The sequence below is a fragment of the Corynebacterium silvaticum genome (genome assembly GCF_002162115.2).
In the GTDB taxonomy this organism is placed as follows: domain Bacteria; phylum Actinomycetota; class Actinomycetes; order Mycobacteriales; family Mycobacteriaceae; genus Corynebacterium; species Corynebacterium silvaticum.
The window spans coordinates 141,060-162,032 of sequence record NZ_CP021417.2 but is presented as its reverse complement, the minus strand read 5'-3'; the positions used below and the strand labels follow the sequence as shown (position 1 = coordinate 162,032).

Genomic DNA, 20,973 nt, shown 5'->3' with positions numbered 1-20,973 from the left:
TCTCCACCATCTGGGTGCACGATTATCACGGTGATGTGAAGAAAGACACTCAGTAATCTACAGTGACAAGCCGTAATCTTTACCCCCTATAAGGGAAGACTTTCCCAAAAATTCCAAGACAAATCCGCAAAAATCGCTTCACCTGTACAAATGCCACGCTTGCATAGGTTCGACACTCCCCCATAATGGGGAATGCTCGCTAGATAACACATAAGTGGAGGTTTTCTGCGGCGAAAACAGGCAGGAAGGATAACCCCAAATGAACGTTATGATGCGCGCTGCCACAAGCACAGGGTTAGGGCCTGCGGCTAGACCTTGTGTCGTTTTTGAGAACGCTAGGGGTTATCCAGCTAGCAAAACACCAAGACAAGAACATGCTGCGTTCTCAAAAACGACAACGGGCAAGAGCCACAGGGCAAAAGGCAAGCACCCACCCACACTAAACACGCAAAGAAACCCCAGCCCACACATACTGTGAGCTGGGGTTTTAATCGTGCGCCCGGAGGGATTCGAACCCCCAACCTTCTGATCCGTAGTCAGATGCTCTATCCGTTGAGCTACGGGCGCAAGTTCCACCAGGCCCGGTGAAACGCTCCCACCGAAGTGAGAGTGAGCGGAGACGAGAGGATTTGAACCTCCGGACCTGCGTAAACAAGTCAACTCCTTAGCAGGGAGCCCCATTCGGCCGCTCTGGCACGTCTCCAGCGATTCCGTTTAAAGAATCTTACTTAATATTAATCGCGAACGGCGTTTTAGACAAAACGCAAGGCCAGTGAACGAAATTACTAGCCAAAGGATAAACTAACGCCATGATTCGCGAAGACCTGGCACAGATTCCCACGTATGTCCCTGGAAAACAGGCAGACCATGCGTTAAAACTTTCTAGCAACGAGGTCGCCTTCGGCCCACTTCCCGGCGCAGCGGAGGCGATGGCAAAAGCCGCTACCACCGTTAACCGTTACCCAGACATGGGTGCTGAGGAGATTAGAAAACGCCTGGCCGAACATCTCGGTTTAGACGCCCAACAAGTGGCAGTGGGCTGCGGTTCTTCCGCTCTCTGCCAGCAATTAGTTCAGATCTCCGCCGGCCCAGGCGATGAGGTGATTTTCCCTTGGCGCAGCTTCGAGGCCTACCCCATCTTTGTGCATGTGACTGGCGCTACGCCGGTAGCCGTACCGCTTAAAGAGGGCTTCAATGATCTTGATGCCATGGCCGCAGCCATCACAGAAAATACTCGACTCATTTTCGTGTGCAACCCCAATAACCCAACGGGCACTCTCATCTCTCAAGACGCGTTCCTAGCGTTCATGAACAAGGTCCCAAGCAATGTGCTTGTTGCGCTTGATGAGGCCTATATCGAGTACGTCCACGCAGAGGATACGCCTCTTGCCACAGAGCTTATCGATGCCTACCCCAACCTCGTAGGCCTCCGAACCTTCTCTAAGGCTTTTGGTTTGGCAGGCATCCGAATCGGTTACGCTTTCGGCTCCCCTAGCCTCATTGAAGCGCTCAATAAAGTCGCTCTCCCCTTCGGCGTGAACGCCGTTGCTCAGGCGGGCGCAATCGCCTCATTAGAAAGCCTCGACGAGCTCATGGAACGCACTGAAGAGGTAGTGACCAATCGCGACCGCGTAGCTGACCATGTTGGCGCAGGCCACTCTCAAGCCAACTTTGTATGGATCCCCGCCGATTCCCGCCCAGAGTCCCCCATGGAAATAGCTGAGCAGCTCCGCAACCATGACGTGGTCGTCCGCGCATTCCCTGAGGGAGTCCGAATCACCGTGACCAATAGCGAGGAAACCGATCGCCTTCTTGCTGCCTGGGATGCAAGCTTCTCATAGTAGTATGAACCCCCAGCCTCAGCGGGCTTGATTCCGTCCGCTGAGCCGTCCGGACCGAGATTCTCCTCGTCGACGGTGGACTCATAGTAGGCCACGGATTCACCGTGCATCTACACAATGGCCGGCGCGGAAGCAGTTTACTGCAAAATGCACCAACGAACATTTGGGCGAGATCTTTGTTGCTATGCTCTAGCGGTTTTAAAGACTGCGTTGGCGCGAGAATAGACGCTTGCTTCAAGCAGATATGTACGCGAGTATGAAGATACCTGACTTGATACGTTCTAATGGTTATTCATTAAAAGAGCTCTCGTAACAGAAACAGAAATACAAAGAATCTAGCTCCTAAATGCACTAACGATCCTTTTTGACGCAATTGCTAATTGCTTCTGCTTCTCAAAAGTGGTGCCGTATCGTCCTTGCCAGGCAGCTAAAGAAGCACTTTGTCCCAAACGCTAACTAATCATCCTTTTTGATCTCTACGCTACGAAAGAATGAGGCTATGCAACAGAAAAAGGTTCCATTTATATCCGGAATCGTAGTCGCGTTAATCGCGTCACGAGCACTTCGTAGCACAACAGATTGGAACGAATTTTCCGTTATCGCCGTATCCATTGCTATCGCATTTGTAGTCTCGGCCATCATTGTTTTTATCGGAGGAGCCCTAGGAACTTTAGATGAAAACCCCAGCAAAGAGGAAGAACGCTCTTAGCCGTACAGACTGCTTAGCTACCCATCTTCCCGTTCCCCAAAAATCACTTTGAGGATTTAGCAGAAGATCACCAGAACAAGACGAAACAAACTCATCGCGTCCGTTCTTGGCAACAAGAGCGACTTTCCGAGAATCTACTCAACAGAGAATGGAATGGCAGCGCTGCGGCTTTAGCTGCTCTTGGACACCCTGTACGTCTGGAGTTATTGAGGTGCATCATGAATGGAACTCATAAGACGGCCGATTTGGCTGTTCTGGATATTTTGGGGACTACAGGCCAGCTACATCATCACTTACGACAACTTGTGGATGCCGGCTGGCTACAGGCAGTTACTCGCGGCTATTACGAGATTCCTGCGGCCCGAGTGATTCCATTAATGGCCTGCATCATCGCATCAGGAGAGTAGGACTATCGTGGATAGTCTGCTTTTGGAGAAGCGATCATGGAAGTACTGCAACTTTGGAAATAGGTGCAGTATGAAGGATAAACTCACACACCTTTACGGTGATCGCTTGTTATCAGCGAAGCTTCAACGCGAGCTGGACGGAACGGATCATCTCGGAGCGTGCGTAGCGTTCGTTAGTCCTGGACTCCCCAAACGGATCACTTACTGCGGGAGTGGGGGTTGCCCCAGAGCGTACGTTCCACATGGGGTCGATAGGCAAAGCCCTCAATGGGTTGATCTACTCCTCAATGGTCACTGAAGGCACTGTGTCAGGAGAAGACACCTTGAATAAATTCCTTCCATTGATTGGTGTGGACGCCGGTTTAGTAACCCGGGAATCTCTCGTGACTCACACTTCCGGATTGCCAACCATTGGTGGCGGACGACGCGCTTCGTTCCGGTCTCGTTGGCGTCTGTTGCGGAGGAAAGATCCCCAACCGGAAACTCTCGAGGAGTTTGTCTCCCATTTAAGAAAAGCCCCTGTCCGTCCCGAAGGATTTCACTATTCCAATCTTGGGGGTTCTGCGCTTGGGCACGCCTTGGCCGCCGCCGATGGAGTCTCCTATCCGGATCTCATTGCCAATCGCATAGCAAAACCGCTGGGCTGCCCGAGCCTATATGTGCCGGGACCCGGCGATCTAGAGCTGTCTGGCGACGTTCCCGGATTGAGCATATTCAACACCACACAGGAACCTTGGACGGGAGAAGGCTACGCTCCAGCTGGTGGGGTTCGAGCGTCAGCAGACGATATGATCATCATTCTGGACGCCATACTCAACCATCCGCTGCCGGGCTGGACAAGCGCTTTCACGCCATTAAGCCGTACAGATTTTGAAAGCTCTGACGGCCTACCGCATTCCATCGGAGCCGGGTGGTTTATTCAGGAGGCCACTGGTTCCACTGGTGAGCTGGCATGGCATAACGGTTATGCCAACGGATTTGGGTCGGCGATTGTCCTAGATCTAAAGAATTATCGTGGGGCTTTTGTTTCCGTCCTAGACGGAAGCATGCAAGTGGACACTGTGTCCACTGTTTTATCTTTAATGAAGAAAGAAGATTCTCATCGTTGACTGAGTCTCGCTCCTGTTGCCCCTAGCTCACACTCGCCTCTACAAAAGCCAGGAACACCTCGTTCGAAAGGGAAATGGTTGCATCCTTTCTTCGAGTCACCAAAGAACACCTTCAACCCCGCTGGTTGAAAAACGACCAGCAAACAGAGCAACCAGCTCTTTACGACACGCCGACCCGACACACATTTTCCCCCTAACCCCACATATCCAGACAAAAAGAAGAAAACGCAGGTCACTCACAACCTGTGGTTTCACTAGCAGCGGAGACGCAGGGATTTAACAACCACCACCCCCGGCGCGTGCCATATACGTGCCATAAGTGAAACAGGAAACACCCCGGCGAGCCAGGACACCTGCCCACCTATTGCGGACAGATGAACACACAACACCTGTTCTACGCTCAGGACGCGCTCAAGACTCACTGCGCCACTCCGTCGGACGCCTTACACGCGACCTGCCCCCAGCTCGTTACCGTGACCGTGGGAGAAAGTCAGGGTAGTACTCCCACTTTAAAACCCGTAAAATTAACTTTACAAAACTCGTAAAGTTAATTTTACAAATCGATGTGACAAAATGGCCCACTCCCCTGACACAGAGAAACCGGCAAATAACTAGGAATCGAATAGGAACATGACCACATACACCGCCAAAGCCTTCCGAGAAGAAGGCTGGTGGGGGGTTCAGCTAGAAGAACGCCCCAACATCCTTACCCAAACCCGCCGTCTCGACCAGATCCCAGACATGGTACGCGATGCTCTGAAACTTTTCCCCGAAATAGAACCCCACCCTGAAACCGCCACCATCAACGTCGTCGTTGTGGGCGACATCGAGTCACAGGTGGCAGAAGCCCTTGATCTGCGTAACCGTGCAGCAAAAGCACAGGAAGAGGCGACAGCATCTATGCGTTCCACGGCCAAAGCGCTTCACGATCAAGGACTCACATATCGAGACGTCGGCCAGCTACTCGGCGTCACCCATCAGACTGCGAAGAACCTCGCTACCGCTTAGCCCTGGGTTAAGTAGCAAAAAGAAGAAACCGCAGGTCGCTCACAACCTGCGGTTTCACTACCGGCGGAGACGCAGGGATTTGAACCCTGGGATGGTTTCCCATCGCTGGTTTTCAAGACCAGTGCATTCGGCCGCTCTGCCACATCTCCATCGCGTTCGCGCGCTTAAAGCGTGCCAACAAGTTAAGGAGTCTACCCGAAGTAGGCGAATTTCTTTAAAGTGGGTGGATATGAAGGCAATCATCATCGATGAAAACAAGCAATTGTCGTATCAAGACGTCGCCGATCCGCAGCTAGAATCTGGTTGTGCCCTGATTCGTGTTAAGGCCAGCGGGGTTAACCGTGCAGACCTACTGCAGGCTGCGGGACATTACCCGCCACCTCCCGGAGAGTCGGAGATTCTGGGACTTGAGTGCGCTGGCGTTGTGGAAGATCCAGGCGATACCTCGTGGAAGAAGGGCGACAAGGTCGCCTGTCTTTTGGCTGGTGGCGGCTATGCGGAGCTCGCTGTGGTTCCTGAGGGACAGCTCATGCCGATTCCTGCTGGTTATTCCTTTGCTGAGGCCGCGGCAATCGTTGAGGTCGCGTGTACCGTATGGTCGAATATCGGCATGCTGACTGGTCTCAAGCCGGAGCACACGATCCTCATTCATGGCGGTGCCGGCGGAATCGGCACGTTTGCTATTCAGATGGCTAAACATATCGGCGCCACGGTGGCGGTCACGGCGGGTTCCGCGGAAAAACTTGAGGTGTGTCGCGAGCTCGGCGCGGACATCCTGATCAATTATCGTGAGCAAGATTTCGCGGAGATTCTCAAGAACAAGTGCGACCGCATCTTGGACATCATGGGAGCCAAGTATCTTGACCAGAATGTCCGTGCGCTAGCCATGGATGGGCATCAGGTCACCATCGGGATGCAGGGCGGGGTGAAGGGCGAACTGAATATCGGCCGGTTGCTGAGCAAACGCGGGACGATCTCAGCCACCGCTTTGCGTGCGCGCGACCGCTCGGATAAGTCTCGGATAGTCGCTGACACGGTGAAAAACATCTGGCCGTTGCTGGAATCGGGCAGAATCGTTCACCGCATTCATGCCACGATGCCGCTGTCAGAGGCTCAGAAAGCCCATGAGTTGCTGGATTCCGGTGAGGTGTCCGGCACGCTTGTATTGCTTGCCGACGCCACCAGCTAGGCCAAGCTCGCCACAACGCGGATGAGCTGGTCCACATCCGCGACCGTGTTGTAGGGCCCTAGCCCCACGGAGATGGCCCCCTTAGTGTCGCCAATTCCCATTGCTGTCAGGAGGGGGTCTGGCTCAGCTACCGTGGCCACCAGCCCATTGTTTATCAGCCGTTGCTGGATCATGTCGGCTGGAACACCGTTGATGCAGAAAGTCGCGTGTGGGATCCGGTCCACGTCTGAACCTGCGGCGGCTTCACCGGTCACACCGAAGACGTGGGTGTTAGGGAGCGACTCGATGGAATCCACAAGGTAGGTCCCCAGCCACCCCAGATAGTTTGCTGCGGACTCCACGCCCTGTGCCAGGCGATAGCGGCGGGTTCCGCGTGCGTCTTCGTCGAGGTCTGCAAGGTGGTCTACGGCTGCGGGCACACCAGCGGCAAGACCTGCGGCAACAGGGGTATCAAAAGCTTCCATGTCTATGCGGGGGAACATCATGGTGTCGCGGAATGCCAGGGCGGCAACTTGGGGGCCACCAAAGGCAACGCAGTCCACGCTGATGATGTCCGCGCCTAGGGCTTCCAGAGTGATGGGGCGATGTCCGGCGAGTGGGGTGGCGTCGACAAGCACCCACGCGCGGGAGGAATCATGCACATGTTCCGCGATCTCTAGAATGGGGTTAATCGTTCCTACTTGGCGGCTGGCGGCGGAGAGCGCAACGACGCGGGTGCTGCCGTCGACAAGCTTGGCAAACTGCCACGCAGGCACCTCGCCTGTGCCCAGATCCGGCTCCGCCCAACGTATTTCTGCATCGAGATCAAGGCCGCAGGAATCTGTGCGCGAAAACACAGCGGAAGACCCACGCCGAAGCAACGGCCGCAACGCGCGCGACAACCGGGCAAAAAGCACATCACGGCTCGGGCCAAGAAGCACAGCTTCCGGTGACGTTCCCGTCATATCCGCAATTGCCATCCGCGCCGAATACATGTGATCGTCGGCAATAAAACGTCCCGCACGCTGTAATAGAGCATGCGATCCCGCGCCCCGCTCAATTTCTGCCGCCAGCGGTGCACTGCGAAAACCTCGGGAAACGGCAGACGACACCCGTTCCGGGATTTGCGGTTGCTCCTGTGCATTGAGATAAGTCCACGTACCGCTCACGGAGGTGTAAGCACCTCGCACACGAGCTACATCAAACGCCATCTCTCACTCCCTGAAAGTTCCAGAGCATCGCTTAAAAAATATGCAAAGCAACACCACCGCAACGGAAACAACTGCCAATTTCATCCCAACGAACTCACTTATTATGCCTGCCGGATTCATTCCGCGCACCAACCCAGCTAGGGTAGGTATTCGTGCAGGAACAGACCAAAGTAAATAATCCCGAGAGTCTCGAGTCGATGATCGCTCGTATCACGCATGTGGACGACGTTGACCCCAAGCCATCGCGGTCCAAAACCTTGGCAGCCGCATGGTCTGATCTCGTCCGTGGATTCAAGCAACACGAGCTCTGGCTACAGCTCGGATGGCAAGACATTAAGCAACGCTACCGCCGAAGCGTCCTAGGCCCATTATGGATCACCATCGCCACTGGTGTCATGGCCCTCGCCCTCGGGTTGCTTTACTCTGTGCTGTTCAAGATCCCTGTCGCCGAGTTCCTTCCCCACGTCACCGTGGGTCTTATCATGTGGAACTTCATCTCCGGCTGCATTAAAGAAGGCTCCGAAGTCTTTATCACCAATGAGGGGCTGATCAAACAACTCCCCTCTGCCCTTTCGGTACACGTGTACCGACTGGTATGGAAGCAAACGCTCTTCCTCTTCCACAACATGGTGATCTGGCTCATCTTGATGCTCGTATTCCCGCGCCCTTTGGGTTGGGACATCCTCCTGGGCATCCCAGCCATCGCATTGCTCGTGGTTAACGGCGTATGGGTGTCCATGTTCTTTGGCATCATCGCTACCCGCTACCGTGACTTCTCCCCTCTTCTTGAGGCCCTCACACAGCTCCTGTTCTATGTCACCCCCATTGTGTGGACCACGCAGACCCTCTACGCACAAGGCGGAGCTGTTTCCGAACGCGCCAAACTAGCCATGCTCAACCCCCTTTATCACTACATGGAGGTTGTTCGCGCCCCCTTGATCGGCGCCCCCATCAACCCATTGAACTGGTACGTTGTCATCGGATGCACCGTCGTGGGCACTTTCCTAGCCATGCTTGCAATGAAGCAGTGGCGCTTCCGTGTGAGCTACTGGGTATAGAAGGAGTACAACACCATGGTTTCCATTGATACCTATAACGCCTGCGTCGACTTCCCCATTTTCGAAGCCAAGTCGCGTTCCATGAAGAAAGCCTTCCTCGGTGCTGCCGGCGGTGCCATCGGGCGCAACAAAGACAACACCGTGGTTGTGGAGGCGCTTCGCGACGTCAACCTGCATCTCAAAGAGGGCGACCGCATTGGCCTCGTAGGGCACAACGGCGCCGGTAAATCCACACTGCTCCGGCTACTCTCTGGCATTTATGAGCCCACACGCGGCTCCGCTCATGTCCGCGGGCGCGTCGCCCCTGTCTTTGACCTCGGCGTTGGCATGGACCCGGAGATCTCGGGGTTTGAAAACATCGTGATCCGCGGCCTGTTCCTGGGACAAACGCGCAAGCAGATGAAGCAAAAAATGGATGAAATCGCCGAGTTCACCGAACTAGGCGACTACCTAGCCATGCCGCTACGCACATACTCCACTGGCATGCGTATTCGTCTTGCTCTCGGGGTAGTCACCTCGATTGAGCCCGAAATTTTGCTTCTCGACGAAGGCATCGGCGCCGTCGACGCCGCCTTCATGGCGAAAGCTCGCGAACGTCTCTCCGACCTCGTACAACGATCCGGCATCCTCGTCTTCGCATCGCACTCTAACGACTTCCTCGTCCAGCTCTGCGACTCCGCGCTCTGGATCGACCACGGAACGGTCAGGCAGGCAGGCGCCGTCGACGACGTCGTAGAGGCTTATGAGGGCAAAGGGGCTGCAGTCCACGTGCGGCGTCTGCAAAAGCGCATCCGCGAAGAGTCCAGCAAGTAGGTTTCTTGTCGTTTTTGAGAACGCTAGAAAATCTCTCCTGCGGTTTTCTCAGCGGTGCGACCGCTAGCGTTCTCACAACGACTAACCCGACGCCCCACATTATCGATCAGGTTCCACGCAAACGGCGCTACCGTCGTGCTCCAGATAACCGCAGCTATCACATCCGTGGGGTAATGCACTCCCATGGTCAGCACCACACCGGCGATACCTAGGGCAGCGCAAAGCACGAAAAGGGCTCGTAGGAGCAACGGCAGCCGAGCGCCCACAGTAAGCATCAACATCATTGCCAAGGCCGTCACATACGTCGTGTGCCCACTGGGGAACAACCAATCGCCCGGAGTCACGGGGATGGGATTGGAAAGCATCTCTGAACTGGGTCGAGGACGCTCAATAAGCATCTTGATAAAGACCACGGGCACCCATGTGATCGCAATGGCCACTGCACATTGCAGCCCTATTCGGACTTGTTTGCACGCAATGCCCACTAGCGCAGAAACAACCAGCGTGAGTACCAGCGCATAGGCGGGTTCCAAGCCATAGTAGATGGTATCCACGAGTGTCCCAACAGCGCCTTTTCGCTGGTCATTCATGGCTTGGGTGACAAAAAGATCGCTGGTTATCGGCTTAATCACAAAGCCCATGATCACCACGGTGAGAACTCCGAGAATCGCAGTCCATAACCGCTGAACACTTATAACCTCGTCCCACGGGCGAGAGGGCGATACTACGTGAGTTTCCGCTGCCATTGTTTTCTCCACTCCAAGAGATGTACTCTCCGCTTCTGTGCGTTTCCTCCAAACACTATGGGAAAACCGTAGGCAGATAGCAAAACTTCCCAGCTGATCGCCGGGAAGTTTCTCGGATTAGCCCTTGTAAGCGGCCGCAATAGTGTCCGCGTTGTAGCGCAACGCACCGGTGTACGTATCCGCAGGTGCTGTGGCTCCGAGTGAGTCACTGTAGAGCTCTGCGCTACTGACAGTAACTTTTCCGCCCTTAGCTGCCACGTTCTCTTCCAGGGACTTGACTGCCCGTGGGTTCGCAGAAGCGTCTTGCAAAATGACTGGAACTTTATGCTTCACGATGAACTCTGCCAGGTCGTTCAGCTCAGCAGCAGACCTCTGCGCATCCGAAGTCACAAAGTCAGTCGCCTTAATTTCTAAGCCGAACTGCTTGCCAAAGTAACGGAAGGCATCATGGCCAGAAACCAATGTGCGCTGGTCAGCAGGGATCGTGTTGATCTTTTCCTGCACATAAGCTTGAGTCTCGTCGATCTTCTTGTTGTAGTCTGCACCGTTGGACTTGTAGGTATCGGCTTTACCGGGATCTGCCGCAGACATCTTCTTTACTATCTGATCAACGACGAGCTTCCAGTTGTCCGTGGAATTCCATACATGCGGGTCCCAGGCACCGTGATTATGCCCTGCATGATCGTGGCCCTCGTGGTCATGGCCCTCATGATCGTCATGGTCGCCATCTTCCTCCCATGGCAACAACATGTTTTCTGGAATCTGCTCAGCCAGCGCGATTTGTTTATCTCCCAGGCCTTTAAGCTGGTCAATCATGTTGGCTTCCTGCATAGCCTTCACGTCCGAAGTTGAGGGCTGGTAGGTGTGAGGGTCGCCGCCAGGGCCCACCATAACGGTAAGGTTCGCGTCGGGAGCCACATTTTTAACGGCGTCTCCGATGTATCCGGTGGTGGCAAAGATCTTCAAGGAAGAGCTATCCTTCGCCGGTGCTGCTTCTTTGTTATCGGCAGCGCATGCAGAGGTGGCTAGCAGGCTGACTACTGCAATGGCAGCACGCAGCACCTGCGTTTCGGAAAAATGAGCGATTCATACAGCCACTATAGGAACAGAAATTTTTACCCCGCTAAATGAAAATGCACACCTTCAGCGAACTGCACATAATCAGTTTTGTTTTCAATAAGTCTCCCTCATGTGTGTGAATGGGCAGGCTAAACAACCTCCGCACGGATGCGAGCTTCTTTGCGTTTGCGCAGCACACGAACACCGATCCAGAGGGCAAGGAAAATAAGACCGTCGACAAAGGCCATCGTCGGAGACGTGGCGGCATCAATCCGATACGCCACCCAAAAACCAACCTGTGAGCTGGCCGCGGCGATCACCAATGTCATCACCACCATTGCCGCTTGCGAGCGGGTGATCATCAGCGCTGCTGCCGCCGGGACGATCATCAACGCCACGGCCAGAATCGCGCCAGCGGCATCAAAAACCACCACAATAGTCAGCGATACCAACACCATGACCAGGTAATTCAACAAATGAGTCCGAATCCCCACGGTTACGGCAAATGTGGGATCAAAAGTAGAAATCATCAGGGGCCTACGCGCCAGCACAACAACGACCAATGCCACGAGCCCCACTATGCCTATCGTCCATGCGCTCTTCGGGCCAAAGTCGATTCCCCACGCTACCCAGTGGTTCAGTGCTGCGATATTGAGGTCTCCGACCAGCACGGTGTGTTCCGAGATCGTCGAGGTATTAAAGCGTGTGGAGATGAGGATGACGCCAATGGCAAAGAATGCCGGGAACACCAGGCCAGTCGCGCTGTCTTCCGTGACCTTCTTCCGGTCGCGAATCCACTCGGTGAGGGCTATCACCGCAACGCCGCTTAATGTCGCGCCCACTAACAAGAGAGGGTCGTCCGGGGACGCAGTCCAGAGCGCCGCCACCGCGATACCGGGTAAAACGGCGTGAGAGAGGGCGTCGGAAAGCATAGCTTGCCGACGTAACACCAGCACGATACCGGGGATCGCCGCGGTCAAAGACACCACGAGCGCCAACACAGAGACAGATGCTGCGAAATTCATCGGACCACCGCCACGCGACGAGGGGAAGCCACAAGAGCCACGAGTACAAAGGCCGCAAGCACCAAAAGGATCACCGGCCCCGTGGGCACTTTACCTGCAGAAATAGAGATGTATGAGCCCACAATTGCAGAAACCGCGCCGATCAAGCCAGACACCACAACCATCTGAGCCACCGTCCGAGTCCACTGGCGCGCAGCCGCCGGCGGAAATACTGCAAAGGCGATCATCAAGATCAGGCCGACCGCTTTGACCCCAATCACAATCGCAACCACGACCAATAAGAAAAGCACATGCGATACCCACCGCGGCATACCCGAGACCTGGGCCAAAACTGGGTCAAAAGTGACCAGCGTAAAAGGCCGCCACAGAACGACCATCAGCACCAGAATCGCTATGGCCACCACAAGCAGGGTCTTTACGTCCAAATTAGTCAATGTGGCTGCGTTGCCAAACATCAACTCATCAATTCCGCCCTTGCCCCGAATATGACCGCGCTGAATCACCTGAAGCAATATCAGGCCACCTCCTAGGAACAGCGAGAGCATGACCGCCATCGTTGAGTCGATGCCAATACGAGTGCTATCAGCGACCGCATTGGCCAACACTGCCGAAGCCAACCCCGTGATCATTGCCCCGATGGTGATCACCGGCATCGAGCGGGCGTCGATGCCCCAGTCGGCGAGTAGCTGTGACTCGCTAAGCCACGGCGTAGTGGCAAAGAAGAGAAAGGCGCCCATTACACCGGGAGTCGCAGAATGACCGATCACGTCACTCATCATGGACTGTCTGTGCAGGTACAAAAACGTTCCCATTGCCCCTGAACACAACCCAATGAGCAGCGTTCCCCACACCACCCGCCGATAGGAGAACTCGGCAAGAAAATCAATAATACTCATAGCAACCCCAGGCCAAATGCAGCGTTCACGGTTTCCCTAGTAAACGCCTCTTCTACAGTTCCAGTTGCCACGATTCGCCGATTGATAACGGTCACGTGATCGCAAAGCTCTGCCACGGTGGACAAATCATGATGAACAATAACCACCGATTTTCCAGCCTCACATAAACAATGCAAGACATCGCGGATCACGCGTTCGCTGGCTGCGTCGACACCGGCGAAAGGCTCGTCCAGCAGGAAGATGTCAGGATTTTGCACCAGAATCCTTGCCACAAAGACACGACGGCGCTGGCCACCAGAAAGCTCAGAGATATGACGCTTAGCCAGATCGACGATGCCCACCCGCTCAAGGGCATGCCGAACTTCCTCGCGGTGTGCACCGGTGAGACGCTTGAACCACCCCACGCGGGAATACAGGCCCATCCCCACCACCTGCTCCACCGTGATGGGATAATCCCAGTCCACGGAGGCAGATTGCGGCATATAAGCAACGCGATCACGCACGTGCGAAAGAGGCTGACCAAAAAAGGAGACCTCACCATCATGATCTACAAGGTCGATCGCAGACTTGATAAGCGTGGATTTCCCTGCTCCGTTGGGCCCAATAAAGCCCATCACGGCACCGGCGGGAACCTCAATGCTTGCGTTTTCCAAGGCCACCGTAGGTCCATAGCTCACGCTGATACCTGTCATTTTCAGTGCCACATCCACTAGCCGCTTTGCCCTTCTATCTTCAATCACCACATGCGAGTGAAAATCACTACCAGCTGTTACTTTACGGGGTGCTTCCCGCTACGTGGCCAGAGCTGCCTTAATGGCATCAGCGTTATACTTTAAAACACCCAGATAGGTGTCGGTGGGCGCCGATTCTCCGAGCGAATCCGCATAAAGCTCTTTATCTGAGACCTCAACGTTCCAGCCTTTTGCTTTCACTGTTTCTTTCAGCGAGTTAATAGCTTGTGGATTGGCCAAATTGTCCTGGAAGATCGTCGGTATTTTCTTTTCTGCGATGAACGCGCCCAGTTCTGCCAGTTCAGTAGGAGACATCTCCGACTCCGAGGTAACAAAATCTGTGGCGTGAATCTCTAGCCCGAACTGCTTGCCAAAATAATTGAAGGCATCGTGTCCAGTAATCAGGATGCGCTTTTCCGCAGGGATGGCGTCGATACGCTCCTTAACATAGGCCGCGGTCTCATCGATCTGCTTTTTATACGCTTCAGCGTTCTTTTTGTAGGTCTCCGCGTTTTCTTTGTCTACCTCGGAGAGCTTCTTCACGATCGCATCAACAACGTACTTCCAGTTTCCCGTGGAGTTCCATACGTGTGGGTCCCAGAGTTTTTCACCGTTGTCGCCAAGCTCCGGCCATTCAAGACGCTCAGATTCCGGTATTGCTTCCGCCACCGCTGCCTGCCGATCCCCCTGTGCAGCCAGTTCATCCAGCATCTTGGCTTCCATGTGCAATCCCGACCAGAGGACAACGTTGGATGTCTTGATCTTGGAAACATCCTGAGTGGTCGGCTGATAGGTGTGCGGGTCTCCGCCAGGCCCCACCATCACGGTGACATCGGCGTCGGGCGCGATGTTTTTCACGGCATCGCCGATATAACCAGTGGTAGCAAAGACAGAGAGTGCGCCGGTTTTTGCTTCACTAGGTTTTTCATTGGAGCAAGCGCTGAGTCCGCCTACTAATGCCATTGCCGTGAGTGTGGACACAGCAGCACGGAGAAAACCGCGCCGGCTAGAACGATAGGATTCCTTAGTCATAAGTACGGATCCTATTACCGTTCTGCACTACCGGATAGCTTTTTCTTTGCTTACCCTTAGTTAGTTTTTCCAACCCTTATAATTCACTCTGTCAATAACTGAAAATAACCGTACCAACGTGCTATTTTTCAGTCCAACGCCAATAGCCGAGAGGTACATATCACAACCAAAATTGGGCAATCCCATCACAGCGATAACCACTATCTCCTCGCCCTGTGCAGACTATGCCACAATAAACCCCATGCCTATCGCTTCTACTGGTCGCATCGCGGCTGTCATTGTCGCCCACAACCGCGTTGAACTGTTGCAGAATTCCCTGAAGATCGTTGCGCAACAGACACACCCCGTGGATCACATCATCGTTGTGGATAACGGTGACGACCCCGCCGTCGAGAGCCTAGTTACCGATATTGCCGGCGAGCGCGCCGTCTATCTAGGAAGCAAACATAATCTAGGCGGAGCTGGTGGGTTTGCCCTTGGCTTCCTCACAGCGCTGCGACTAGGCGCCGACGCGGTCTGGTGCGCCGACGATGACGGACGGCCAGAAGACGAGCACGTTCTGGCAACGCTCTTACAGGTAGCGGAAAAACATCACCTCGATGAGGTCTCCCCGGTTGTCTGCAACGCAGAAAAACCCGACCAGCTGGCTTTCCCGCTGCGCCGTGGCACCACCTGGCGCAGGTTCCGTAGCGAACTCGGCAACGAAGACTTTTTGGCAGGCATCGCCTCACTCTTCAACGGCGCTTTGATCTCCGCCCATGCCATGCAACGCATCGGAGTCCCCGATTTACGTCTGTTTATCCGAGGCGATGAAGTCGAATATCATCGCCGCCTCGTGCGCTCCGGACTCAAGTTTGGCACCTGCCTCACCGCCGCATATCTCCACCCGGACGGCTCGGATGAGTTCAAGCCAATTCTTGGTGGCCGTATGCACACGCAATACCCCGATAACGAGGGAAAACGATTCTTCACCTACCGCAACCGCGGGTACCTCATGAACCAACCCGGCATGCGTCGACTTCTTCCTCAGGAGTATGCGCGCTTTGGGTGGTTCTTCCTTATCCAGCGCAAGGATCCTCGAGGATTTATGCAATGGCTCAAGCTCCACCGCATGGGCCGCTCGGAGCGTTTTGAACGGCCTTAACTACTTAAAAATAAAGATGCGCTGAACAAAGAAGTTGATCACCGTGGCTGTCCCCTGCGAGATCACGAAAGCAATAACAAGGGCAATGCGCTCGCTCAACCCGTAATGAGTCAAGAGCGAGAAGAGCAGCGCATGCCCGCCCACGTTAACAAAGTAGGTAATGGTATACAGCGCAGCTACCTGCAAGAACCGTTTGGTCGATGCCTCAGCATGGAATGTCCAACGCCGGTTGATCAGGTAAGCGGTAATCGTGCCAAAAATAAACCCAATGGTGCGTCCGCCTGCGGCAGAGAACCCAAAAATGATCTGACACAGGTAGGTCAGCCCGAGATCCACGACCGCGGAGATGCCTCCGGAGATGATGAACTTGATGCCTTGAGAAGTCACGCTCTCCGAAGAGGTCCTGATAGTCACGTTGGCGTCATGCGCGCCGGTGTTGGAATTAGCCACGGGGCGCGATTTTACCTCTTGCGGAGCAATTCCCGGTAGATATCGATTCTTTCCACAGCGGATAGCGCGTCGTGAACGCCACATCCGCCGACCTCTTCTAGCTTGCTTATCGACGCCCCGCACAATTCACGAATCCGCTCATCCGTGAGCTCCTCCTGCCAACCCAGCTTCCGCATGAGCCGCCCGGCGACCCGCAGCCTCAAGGCTTCCCCGCCCAGGCACGCCATCCCGATCACCAGTGACCACCACGCATCCCGTGCCTGACGCGATTCTTCCACAGGCAAAGCATGCAGGCCAGGCACGACGTGGTGTGGCTCGTCCTCAAGCCCTAGCGCCTGCAGGAGCGGAATCAGCCCAGTTTCCTGGGTGCGTTGGATAATGGAGACGACTTCCTCATGTGCATGGGACAAACCTCCAATAGCCATATTGATCCGAGCCGTATCCACTGGCATATCCGGTTCATAGAGGTTCCCGTTTCCTCCCAAGCATACGGCCTCCGGCGTGGAAGCTTCACGGGAATATGTCCCCAGGATTGAAAGGCGTACTCGCCACAGTTCCCAGTCATATTCGAGCTGCCCGGCGCGAATCGCAGCGACATGCTCATGAAGACAGTCGTTCATGGACAGCTGCTCGCCACAACGATAAAAAGACTGCGGTGAAGCGGCATCAAAACCAAAACACGTCTTGATAACCTCAGCGACCCCCGCAAGCTTAAGCGTGTCTCTCAGACCAATGATTCGATGCAGGCTCCCCGCCGCATCGGACCACCTTAAGCTGTAAAAGTAGTACCCTGGCCCGCCTGCGCCGGGTGACGGGCCTCCCACGGCGCAGACGGGCTTCACTCATCGAGATCACTCCGCTGCGCCGTATTATGTTGCCCAGCGTAGCGATTTTTAGCGCAGCGGTAGCGGCCGCGGCTCAGAGCCAAACGCTTCTTTGAGGTACGCGCGGCTCCTGCGCACGGATTCTATGTCGAGCCATTGTTGCATCCAGCCAGCCACCGCACTGGCCATCATCCATGCGTCTCGCACCCGAGGTTCGCCCCGATATGCGTCACGGAAGTCCTCCGGAGAAATGTCCATGATGGCCTCGAAACGCGGTGCGATGAGTTTTTCGTTCTCCGCTTTTGCTCGTGCGACTTCCTTCTTGATGGTATCGAGCCCCGCATGCACTGCGTCTGCAACGTCGTCAAGACCGATGCACTCACTTACTAACGCGCGAGCTTTGTCATTCAGGGGAAGGGCCATTGTTCCTGCAAGCAGGTCCGGAAGCCTATCGACGGGCGTAGCTTCCCCCGCCCCAAGCATCCACGCCCCGGACATGAGGCTGGTGGGATAGTTGGGGTCCGTGTGCACGTGCCAGAGCACAACGGTGTGATCCGGCGCCTCCCCGAGGACGTCGATAATGCTAATCACTTCGGATCACCGGAAGAAACAAAAACCAGCGCCGCCCCGAGGACGCCGAGGAGCGTATGGGGCTTGGACACGCCGCGGCGACGCAAAAATGCAACGACTTTTTTGGTGATTGCTCGATCTATTTTATTGATCCCGATGATCACCAGCAGCAGCACAGCAAAGGAAGCCCACGTAGCAACCGGACCAAATTCTTTCGCTTCGTCGCTTTCCAGCTTCTCTCGCACGTGTGCCGCGATTACGTCGGGGTCATTATCCGGATCATCATCCTGCGTGTTTGCGTACAACGCAACGCCTAGTAGAGAACCGAGAATGACAGTACTGATAACCCATCGGCATGTCTTATTGTGCACATAATCTGGCAGGGCCGTGACCAGACCTACGGCAGCGACCTGGGATATGCGTCCCTTCATGGTGTCATCTAAAGGGTCTGCATTTCTAGCGCGCGGCGCAGCAGTGGTGTCTTTCATGCACTCCAGAGTAGCGAACTCCGCAGGAGGTACAGTGACTTCTATGTTTGGATTCCTCAAGAAAAAGAAGGCCGTCGAAACACATATTGCTGCTGAGCAGACGAATACTCCCATGGACTCGCGCATGACACTACTCATGGCTGAAGAGATCCCTATGCTGGATAGTGCTTCCCGAGTACGCGTCTACCAAATCCTTGAAGAATATGACGGCCCGCAGATTACGTCGCAGGAAGAACTCCCTCAGGAAATTCGCGACATGATGGACCTCTAAACGCGTTTTAGTGAGGAAAACCACCCTTTCCAGCACGCTTAGACGTGGTCACATTCGGAAGTAAACGGGTACGGTGGTTAGACGATGACGAGCGCCAAGGGCACGTCCAGCACCGCAGCTTCGAGCGGTGTCTCCGGAGCCTTACACACAGAAGCCATGAAACTCACCGGCTGGGGACGCACTGCCCCCACGACGGCAGAGGTCCTCGCAACTCCAGATTTGGAGACCATCGTCAAGGCCGTGCGCCAAGTCGCCGAGCAAAATGACTCCAAGCCAGATTATCTGCGCCGTGGTGTAATTCCCCGCGGCATGGGCCGTTCCTACGGCGATCCTGCACAAAACGCTGGTGGCCTTGTCATTGACATGCAGCCTTTGAACAAGATCCACTCTATTGACCCAGAGACTGCCATCGTCGACGTTGACGGCGGCGTCACCCTTGACCAGTTGATGAAGGCAGCTCTCCCCTACGGGCTGTGGGTTCCTGTCCTTCCTGGTACCCGCCAGGTCACCATTGGTGGCGCTATTGGTCCAGACATTCACGGAAAGAACCACCACTCGGCGGGTTCTTTCGGCGACCATGTCACGTCCATGGAACTACTGGTTTCCGATGGTCGCATCCTGCACCTTGAGCCAGAAGGCTCCGCAGACGACCCAGACGGCTCTATCTTCTGGGCAACCGTTGGCGGCATGGGCCTCACCGGCATCATTGTCCGCGCGAAGATCCGCATGACCAAGACCGAGACTGCGTACTTCATTGCAGACGGTGACCTCACCGCTAACCTCGATGAAACCGTGGAATTCCACTCCGACGGATCCGAGTCCAACTTCACCTATTCTTCCGCATGGTTCGATGCCATCAGCCCAGAGCCTAAGCTCGGCCGTGCTGCCATTTCGCGTGGTTCTCTAGCAACTCTTGCCCAGTTGGAAGAGCTCTCCCCCAAGCTGGCCAAGGATCCGCTGAAGTTCAATGCTCCGCAGCTGGTAACAGTGCCGGACATTTTCCCGTCCTTCACCATGAACAAGCTCTCCATGATGGCGATCGGTGAACTCTGGTGGCTCAAGTCGGGCACCTACAAGAATAAGGTGCAAAACCTCACCCAGTTCTACCAGCCACTCGACCTCATCGGAGAGTGGAACCGTGGCTACGGCTCCAAGGGCTTCCTGCAGTACCAGTTCGTCGTTCCGCGCGAGGCCGTCGAGCCGTTCAAGGACATCGTCCGTGACATCCAGCGCTCCGGACACTACTCCGCACTCAACGTGTTCAAGCTCTTCGGAGAAGGAAACCGCGCACCGTTGAGCTACCCAATGCCAGGTTGGAACGTCTGTGTAGACTTCCCCATTAAGCCAGGCCTGGGCAAGTTCCTCGATGACCTTGACCGTCGCGTCATGGAGTTCGGTGGACGTCTCTACCTAGCTAAAGAGTCCCGTGCCAGCGCCGAGAACTTCCACTCGATGTACCCGGGCATGGAAGGCTGGCTCAAGACACGCAACGCGATCGACCCCACCGGCGTCTTCGCTTCCGACATGTCCCGCCGCCTTGAGCTGCACTAATCCGCCGAAAGAAAGATTCCTATGCTGAACGCAGTGGGCAAAGCCCAAAACATCCTCCTTCTCGGTGGCACCTCCGAGATCGGCCTAGCCATCGTGAACGAGTTCCTTACTCACGGCCCTGCGCACGTTACCCTTGCTGCACGCAAGGAATCGCCGCGTATCGACGCCGCCGTGAAGGCCATCGAATCCGCTGGCGCATCCGCTGTTGAGGTCATCGACTTCGACGCAACCGCCTTTGACACTCACGCTGACGTCATCGACCAGGCATTCCTGGTAGGAGATGTCGACGTAGCCATCGTTGCCTTCGGCACCCTCGGAGACCAGGAAGAGCTCTGGCAGGACCAGTCCAAGGCCGTGGCAAGCGCTGAAACCAACTACACCGCACCGGTGTCCGTTGGTGTGCTTCTCGCAGAGAAATTCAAGGCTCAAGGCCACGGCACCATCGTTGCACTGTCTTCTGTTGCAGGTCAGCGTGTTCGCCGCTCCAACTTTGTGTACGGCGCATCCAAGGCCGGCATGGACGGCTTCTACGTCAACCTCGGTGAGGCGCTCCGCGATTACGGCGTTAACGTCCTTGTCGTGCGCCCCGGCCAGGTACGCACCAAGATGTCCGCCGATGCAGGAGAGGCTCCGCTGACGGTGGATCGCGAGGACGTAGCTAAGGCAACTGTCCAGGCAGTTTTGTCCGGCAAGAGCTCCATCTTCGTTCACCCGTTGTTCGAATATGTCTCGCTTGCTTTCAAGTTCATCCCACAGACGATCTTCCGAAAGCTACCGTTCTAACTTTCTAGCCGCCGTGCGATGCACGGCGGCTTTGTACTTCAGCGGCAAAATCAGTGATGATCATCACTAAAGCCGCTGT

At 55.2% G+C, this 20,973-nt stretch carries 22 protein-coding genes, 3 tRNA genes and 1 pseudogene; 12 read left to right on the top strand and 14 right to left on the bottom strand.

Annotated features, from left to right (window positions below; translation table 11 throughout):
• Positions 1-494: 494 nt before the first annotated feature.
• Both CBE74_RS12070 and CBE74_RS12065 read right to left on the bottom strand, forming a co-directional pair.
• Positions 495-567: transfer RNA gene (locus tag CBE74_RS12070), tRNA-Arg, on the bottom strand.
• Positions 568-614: 47 nt separating this feature from the next.
• A tRNA-Ser gene (locus CBE74_RS12065) sits at positions 615-703 on the bottom strand.
• A gap of 106 nt (positions 704-809) precedes the next feature.
• On the opposite strand from CBE74_RS12065, the gene hisC reads away from it, so the two are divergent.
• From hisC to CBE74_RS12025, 5 genes are all read left to right on the top strand, one after another.
• Entirely contained in the window at positions 810-1,841 is a 1,032-nt protein-coding gene (gene hisC, locus CBE74_RS12060; protein ID WP_087453178.1) for a histidinol-phosphate transaminase, read from the top strand.
• Positions 1,842-2,340: 499 nt separating this feature from the next.
• Positions 2,341-2,550, top strand: coding sequence for a hypothetical protein (locus CBE74_RS12055; protein WP_087453177.1), 210 nt, complete (start codon positions 2,341-2,343; stop codon positions 2,548-2,550).
• Positions 2,551-2,768: 218 nt separating this feature from the next.
• Positions 2,769-2,957: a hypothetical protein gene (locus tag CBE74_RS12050; RefSeq protein ID WP_134316078.1), complete on the top strand. Its 189-nt coding sequence runs from the start codon at positions 2,769-2,771 to the stop codon at positions 2,955-2,957.
• A gap of 212 nt (positions 2,958-3,169) precedes the next feature.
• On the top strand, positions 3,170-4,066 hold the full coding sequence (locus tag CBE74_RS12035; RefSeq protein ID WP_225870183.1) for a serine hydrolase domain-containing protein: 897 nt from the start codon (positions 3,170-3,172) through the stop codon (positions 4,064-4,066).
• A gap of 630 nt (positions 4,067-4,696) precedes the next feature.
• Positions 4,697-5,074 carry a transcriptional regulator gene (locus tag CBE74_RS12025; RefSeq protein WP_087453175.1) on the top strand — a complete coding sequence of 126 codons (378 nt, stop codon included), beginning with the start codon at positions 4,697-4,699 and terminating at the stop codon, positions 5,072-5,074.
• Between the two features lie 64 nt (positions 5,075-5,138).
• On the opposite strand, the gene CBE74_RS12020 is transcribed toward CBE74_RS12025, so the two are convergent.
• Positions 5,139-5,223, bottom strand: a tRNA-Ser gene (locus tag CBE74_RS12020).
• Positions 5,224-5,303: 80 nt separating this feature from the next.
• On the opposite strand from CBE74_RS12020, the gene CBE74_RS12015 reads away from it, so the two are divergent.
• On the top strand, positions 5,304-6,263 hold the full coding sequence (locus CBE74_RS12015) for an NAD(P)H-quinone oxidoreductase (protein ID WP_087454809.1): 960 nt from the start codon (positions 5,304-5,306) through the stop codon (positions 6,261-6,263).
• Here the strand turns inward: CBE74_RS12015 and CBE74_RS12010 are convergent.
• On the bottom strand, positions 6,260-7,453 hold the full coding sequence (locus CBE74_RS12010) for an aminotransferase class V-fold PLP-dependent enzyme (RefSeq protein ID WP_087453174.1): 1,194 nt from the start codon (positions 7,451-7,453) through the stop codon (positions 6,260-6,262). The genes CBE74_RS12015 and CBE74_RS12010 overlap by 4 nt on opposite strands.
• Positions 7,454-7,605: 152 nt before the next feature.
• Here CBE74_RS12010 and wzm point away from each other — a divergent pair, with 152 nt between their 5' ends.
• The gene (gene wzm / locus CBE74_RS12005) at positions 7,606-8,511 is read left to right on the top strand and encodes a galactan export ABC transporter permease subunit Wzm/RfbD (protein ID WP_013910567.1); all 906 of its coding nucleotides are present in this window, start codon (positions 7,606-7,608) and stop codon (positions 8,509-8,511) included.
• 15 nt (positions 8,512-8,526) lie between these two features.
• Positions 8,527-9,324 (top strand): galactan export ABC transporter ATP-binding subunit Wzt/RfbE, encoded by a 798-nt coding sequence (gene wzt, locus CBE74_RS11990; RefSeq protein WP_087453173.1) that lies wholly within the window; start codon positions 8,527-8,529, stop codon positions 9,322-9,324.
• 23 nt (positions 9,325-9,347) lie between these two features.
• On the opposite strand, the gene CBE74_RS11985 is transcribed toward wzt, so the two are convergent.
• The 6 genes from CBE74_RS11985 to CBE74_RS11625 form a co-directional block, all read right to left on the bottom strand.
• On the bottom strand, positions 9,348-10,070 hold the full coding sequence (locus CBE74_RS11985; RefSeq protein ID WP_087453172.1) for a phosphatase PAP2 family protein: 723 nt from the start codon (positions 10,068-10,070) through the stop codon (positions 9,348-9,350).
• A 117-nt stretch (positions 10,071-10,187) separates the two neighbouring features.
• Positions 10,188-11,102 (bottom strand): metal ABC transporter substrate-binding protein, encoded by a 915-nt coding sequence (locus CBE74_RS11980; RefSeq protein WP_375167326.1) that lies wholly within the window; start codon positions 11,100-11,102, stop codon positions 10,188-10,190.
• A 176-nt stretch (positions 11,103-11,278) separates the two neighbouring features.
• Positions 11,279-12,154 (bottom strand): metal ABC transporter permease, encoded by an 876-nt coding sequence (locus CBE74_RS11880; protein ID WP_087453171.1) that lies wholly within the window; start codon positions 12,152-12,154, stop codon positions 11,279-11,281.
• A complete protein-coding gene (locus CBE74_RS11815; RefSeq protein ID WP_087453170.1) occupies positions 12,151-13,050 on the bottom strand; it encodes a metal ABC transporter permease in 900 nt (299 codons plus the stop codon). The genes CBE74_RS11880 and CBE74_RS11815 overlap by 4 nt, the downstream gene beginning before the upstream one ends.
• Positions 13,047-13,742 carry a metal ABC transporter ATP-binding protein gene (locus tag CBE74_RS11810; protein ID WP_087454807.1) on the bottom strand — a complete coding sequence of 232 codons (696 nt, stop codon included), beginning with the start codon at positions 13,740-13,742 and terminating at the stop codon, positions 13,047-13,049. The genes CBE74_RS11815 and CBE74_RS11810 overlap by 4 nt, the downstream gene beginning before the upstream one ends.
• Before the next feature lie 99 nt (positions 13,743-13,841).
• Positions 13,842-14,813: a metal ABC transporter substrate-binding protein gene (locus CBE74_RS11625; RefSeq protein ID WP_087453169.1), complete on the bottom strand. Its 972-nt coding sequence runs from the start codon at positions 14,811-14,813 to the stop codon at positions 13,842-13,844.
• Positions 14,814-15,054: 241 nt separating this feature from the next.
• On the opposite strand from CBE74_RS11625, the gene glfT1 reads away from it, so the two are divergent.
• Positions 15,055-15,957 (top strand): galactofuranosyltransferase GlfT1, encoded by a 903-nt coding sequence (gene glfT1, locus CBE74_RS11550; RefSeq protein WP_087453168.1) that lies wholly within the window; start codon positions 15,055-15,057, stop codon positions 15,955-15,957.
• Here glfT1 and CBE74_RS11530 read toward each other — a convergent pair whose 3' ends face one another.
• From CBE74_RS11530 to CBE74_RS11195, 4 genes and pseudogenes are all read right to left on the bottom strand, one after another.
• On the bottom strand, positions 15,958-16,407 hold the full coding sequence (locus tag CBE74_RS11530; protein ID WP_087453167.1) for a GtrA family protein: 450 nt from the start codon (positions 16,405-16,407) through the stop codon (positions 15,958-15,960).
• An 11-nt stretch (positions 16,408-16,418) separates the two neighbouring features.
• Positions 16,419-17,280 (bottom strand): annotated as a pseudogene (locus CBE74_RS11465) (hypothetical protein).
• Between the two features lie 20 nt (positions 17,281-17,300).
• Positions 17,301-17,822: a hypothetical protein gene (locus tag CBE74_RS11410; protein ID WP_087453166.1), complete on the bottom strand. Its 522-nt coding sequence runs from the start codon at positions 17,820-17,822 to the stop codon at positions 17,301-17,303.
• Entirely contained in the window at positions 17,819-18,289 is a 471-nt protein-coding gene (locus CBE74_RS11195) for a hypothetical protein (protein WP_259484365.1), read from the bottom strand. The genes CBE74_RS11410 and CBE74_RS11195 overlap by 4 nt, the downstream gene beginning before the upstream one ends.
• A gap of 43 nt (positions 18,290-18,332) precedes the next feature.
• On the opposite strand from CBE74_RS11195, the gene CBE74_RS11190 reads away from it, so the two are divergent.
• The 3 genes from CBE74_RS11190 (at position 18,333) to CBE74_RS11065 (ending at position 20,894) form a co-directional block, all read left to right on the top strand.
• Entirely contained in the window at positions 18,333-18,560 is a 228-nt protein-coding gene (locus tag CBE74_RS11190) for a hypothetical protein (RefSeq protein ID WP_031269850.1), read from the top strand.
• A gap of 84 nt (positions 18,561-18,644) precedes the next feature.
• Positions 18,645-20,111, top strand: a complete 1,467-nt coding sequence (locus tag CBE74_RS11105; RefSeq protein WP_087453165.1) for a decaprenylphosphoryl-beta-D-ribose oxidase — start codon at positions 18,645-18,647, stop codon at positions 20,109-20,111.
• Between the two features lie 21 nt (positions 20,112-20,132).
• A complete protein-coding gene (locus tag CBE74_RS11065; RefSeq protein WP_087453164.1) occupies positions 20,133-20,894 on the top strand; it encodes a decaprenylphospho-beta-D-erythro-pentofuranosid-2-ulose 2-reductase in 762 nt (253 codons plus the stop codon).
• Positions 20,895-20,973: the final 79 nt, after the last annotated feature.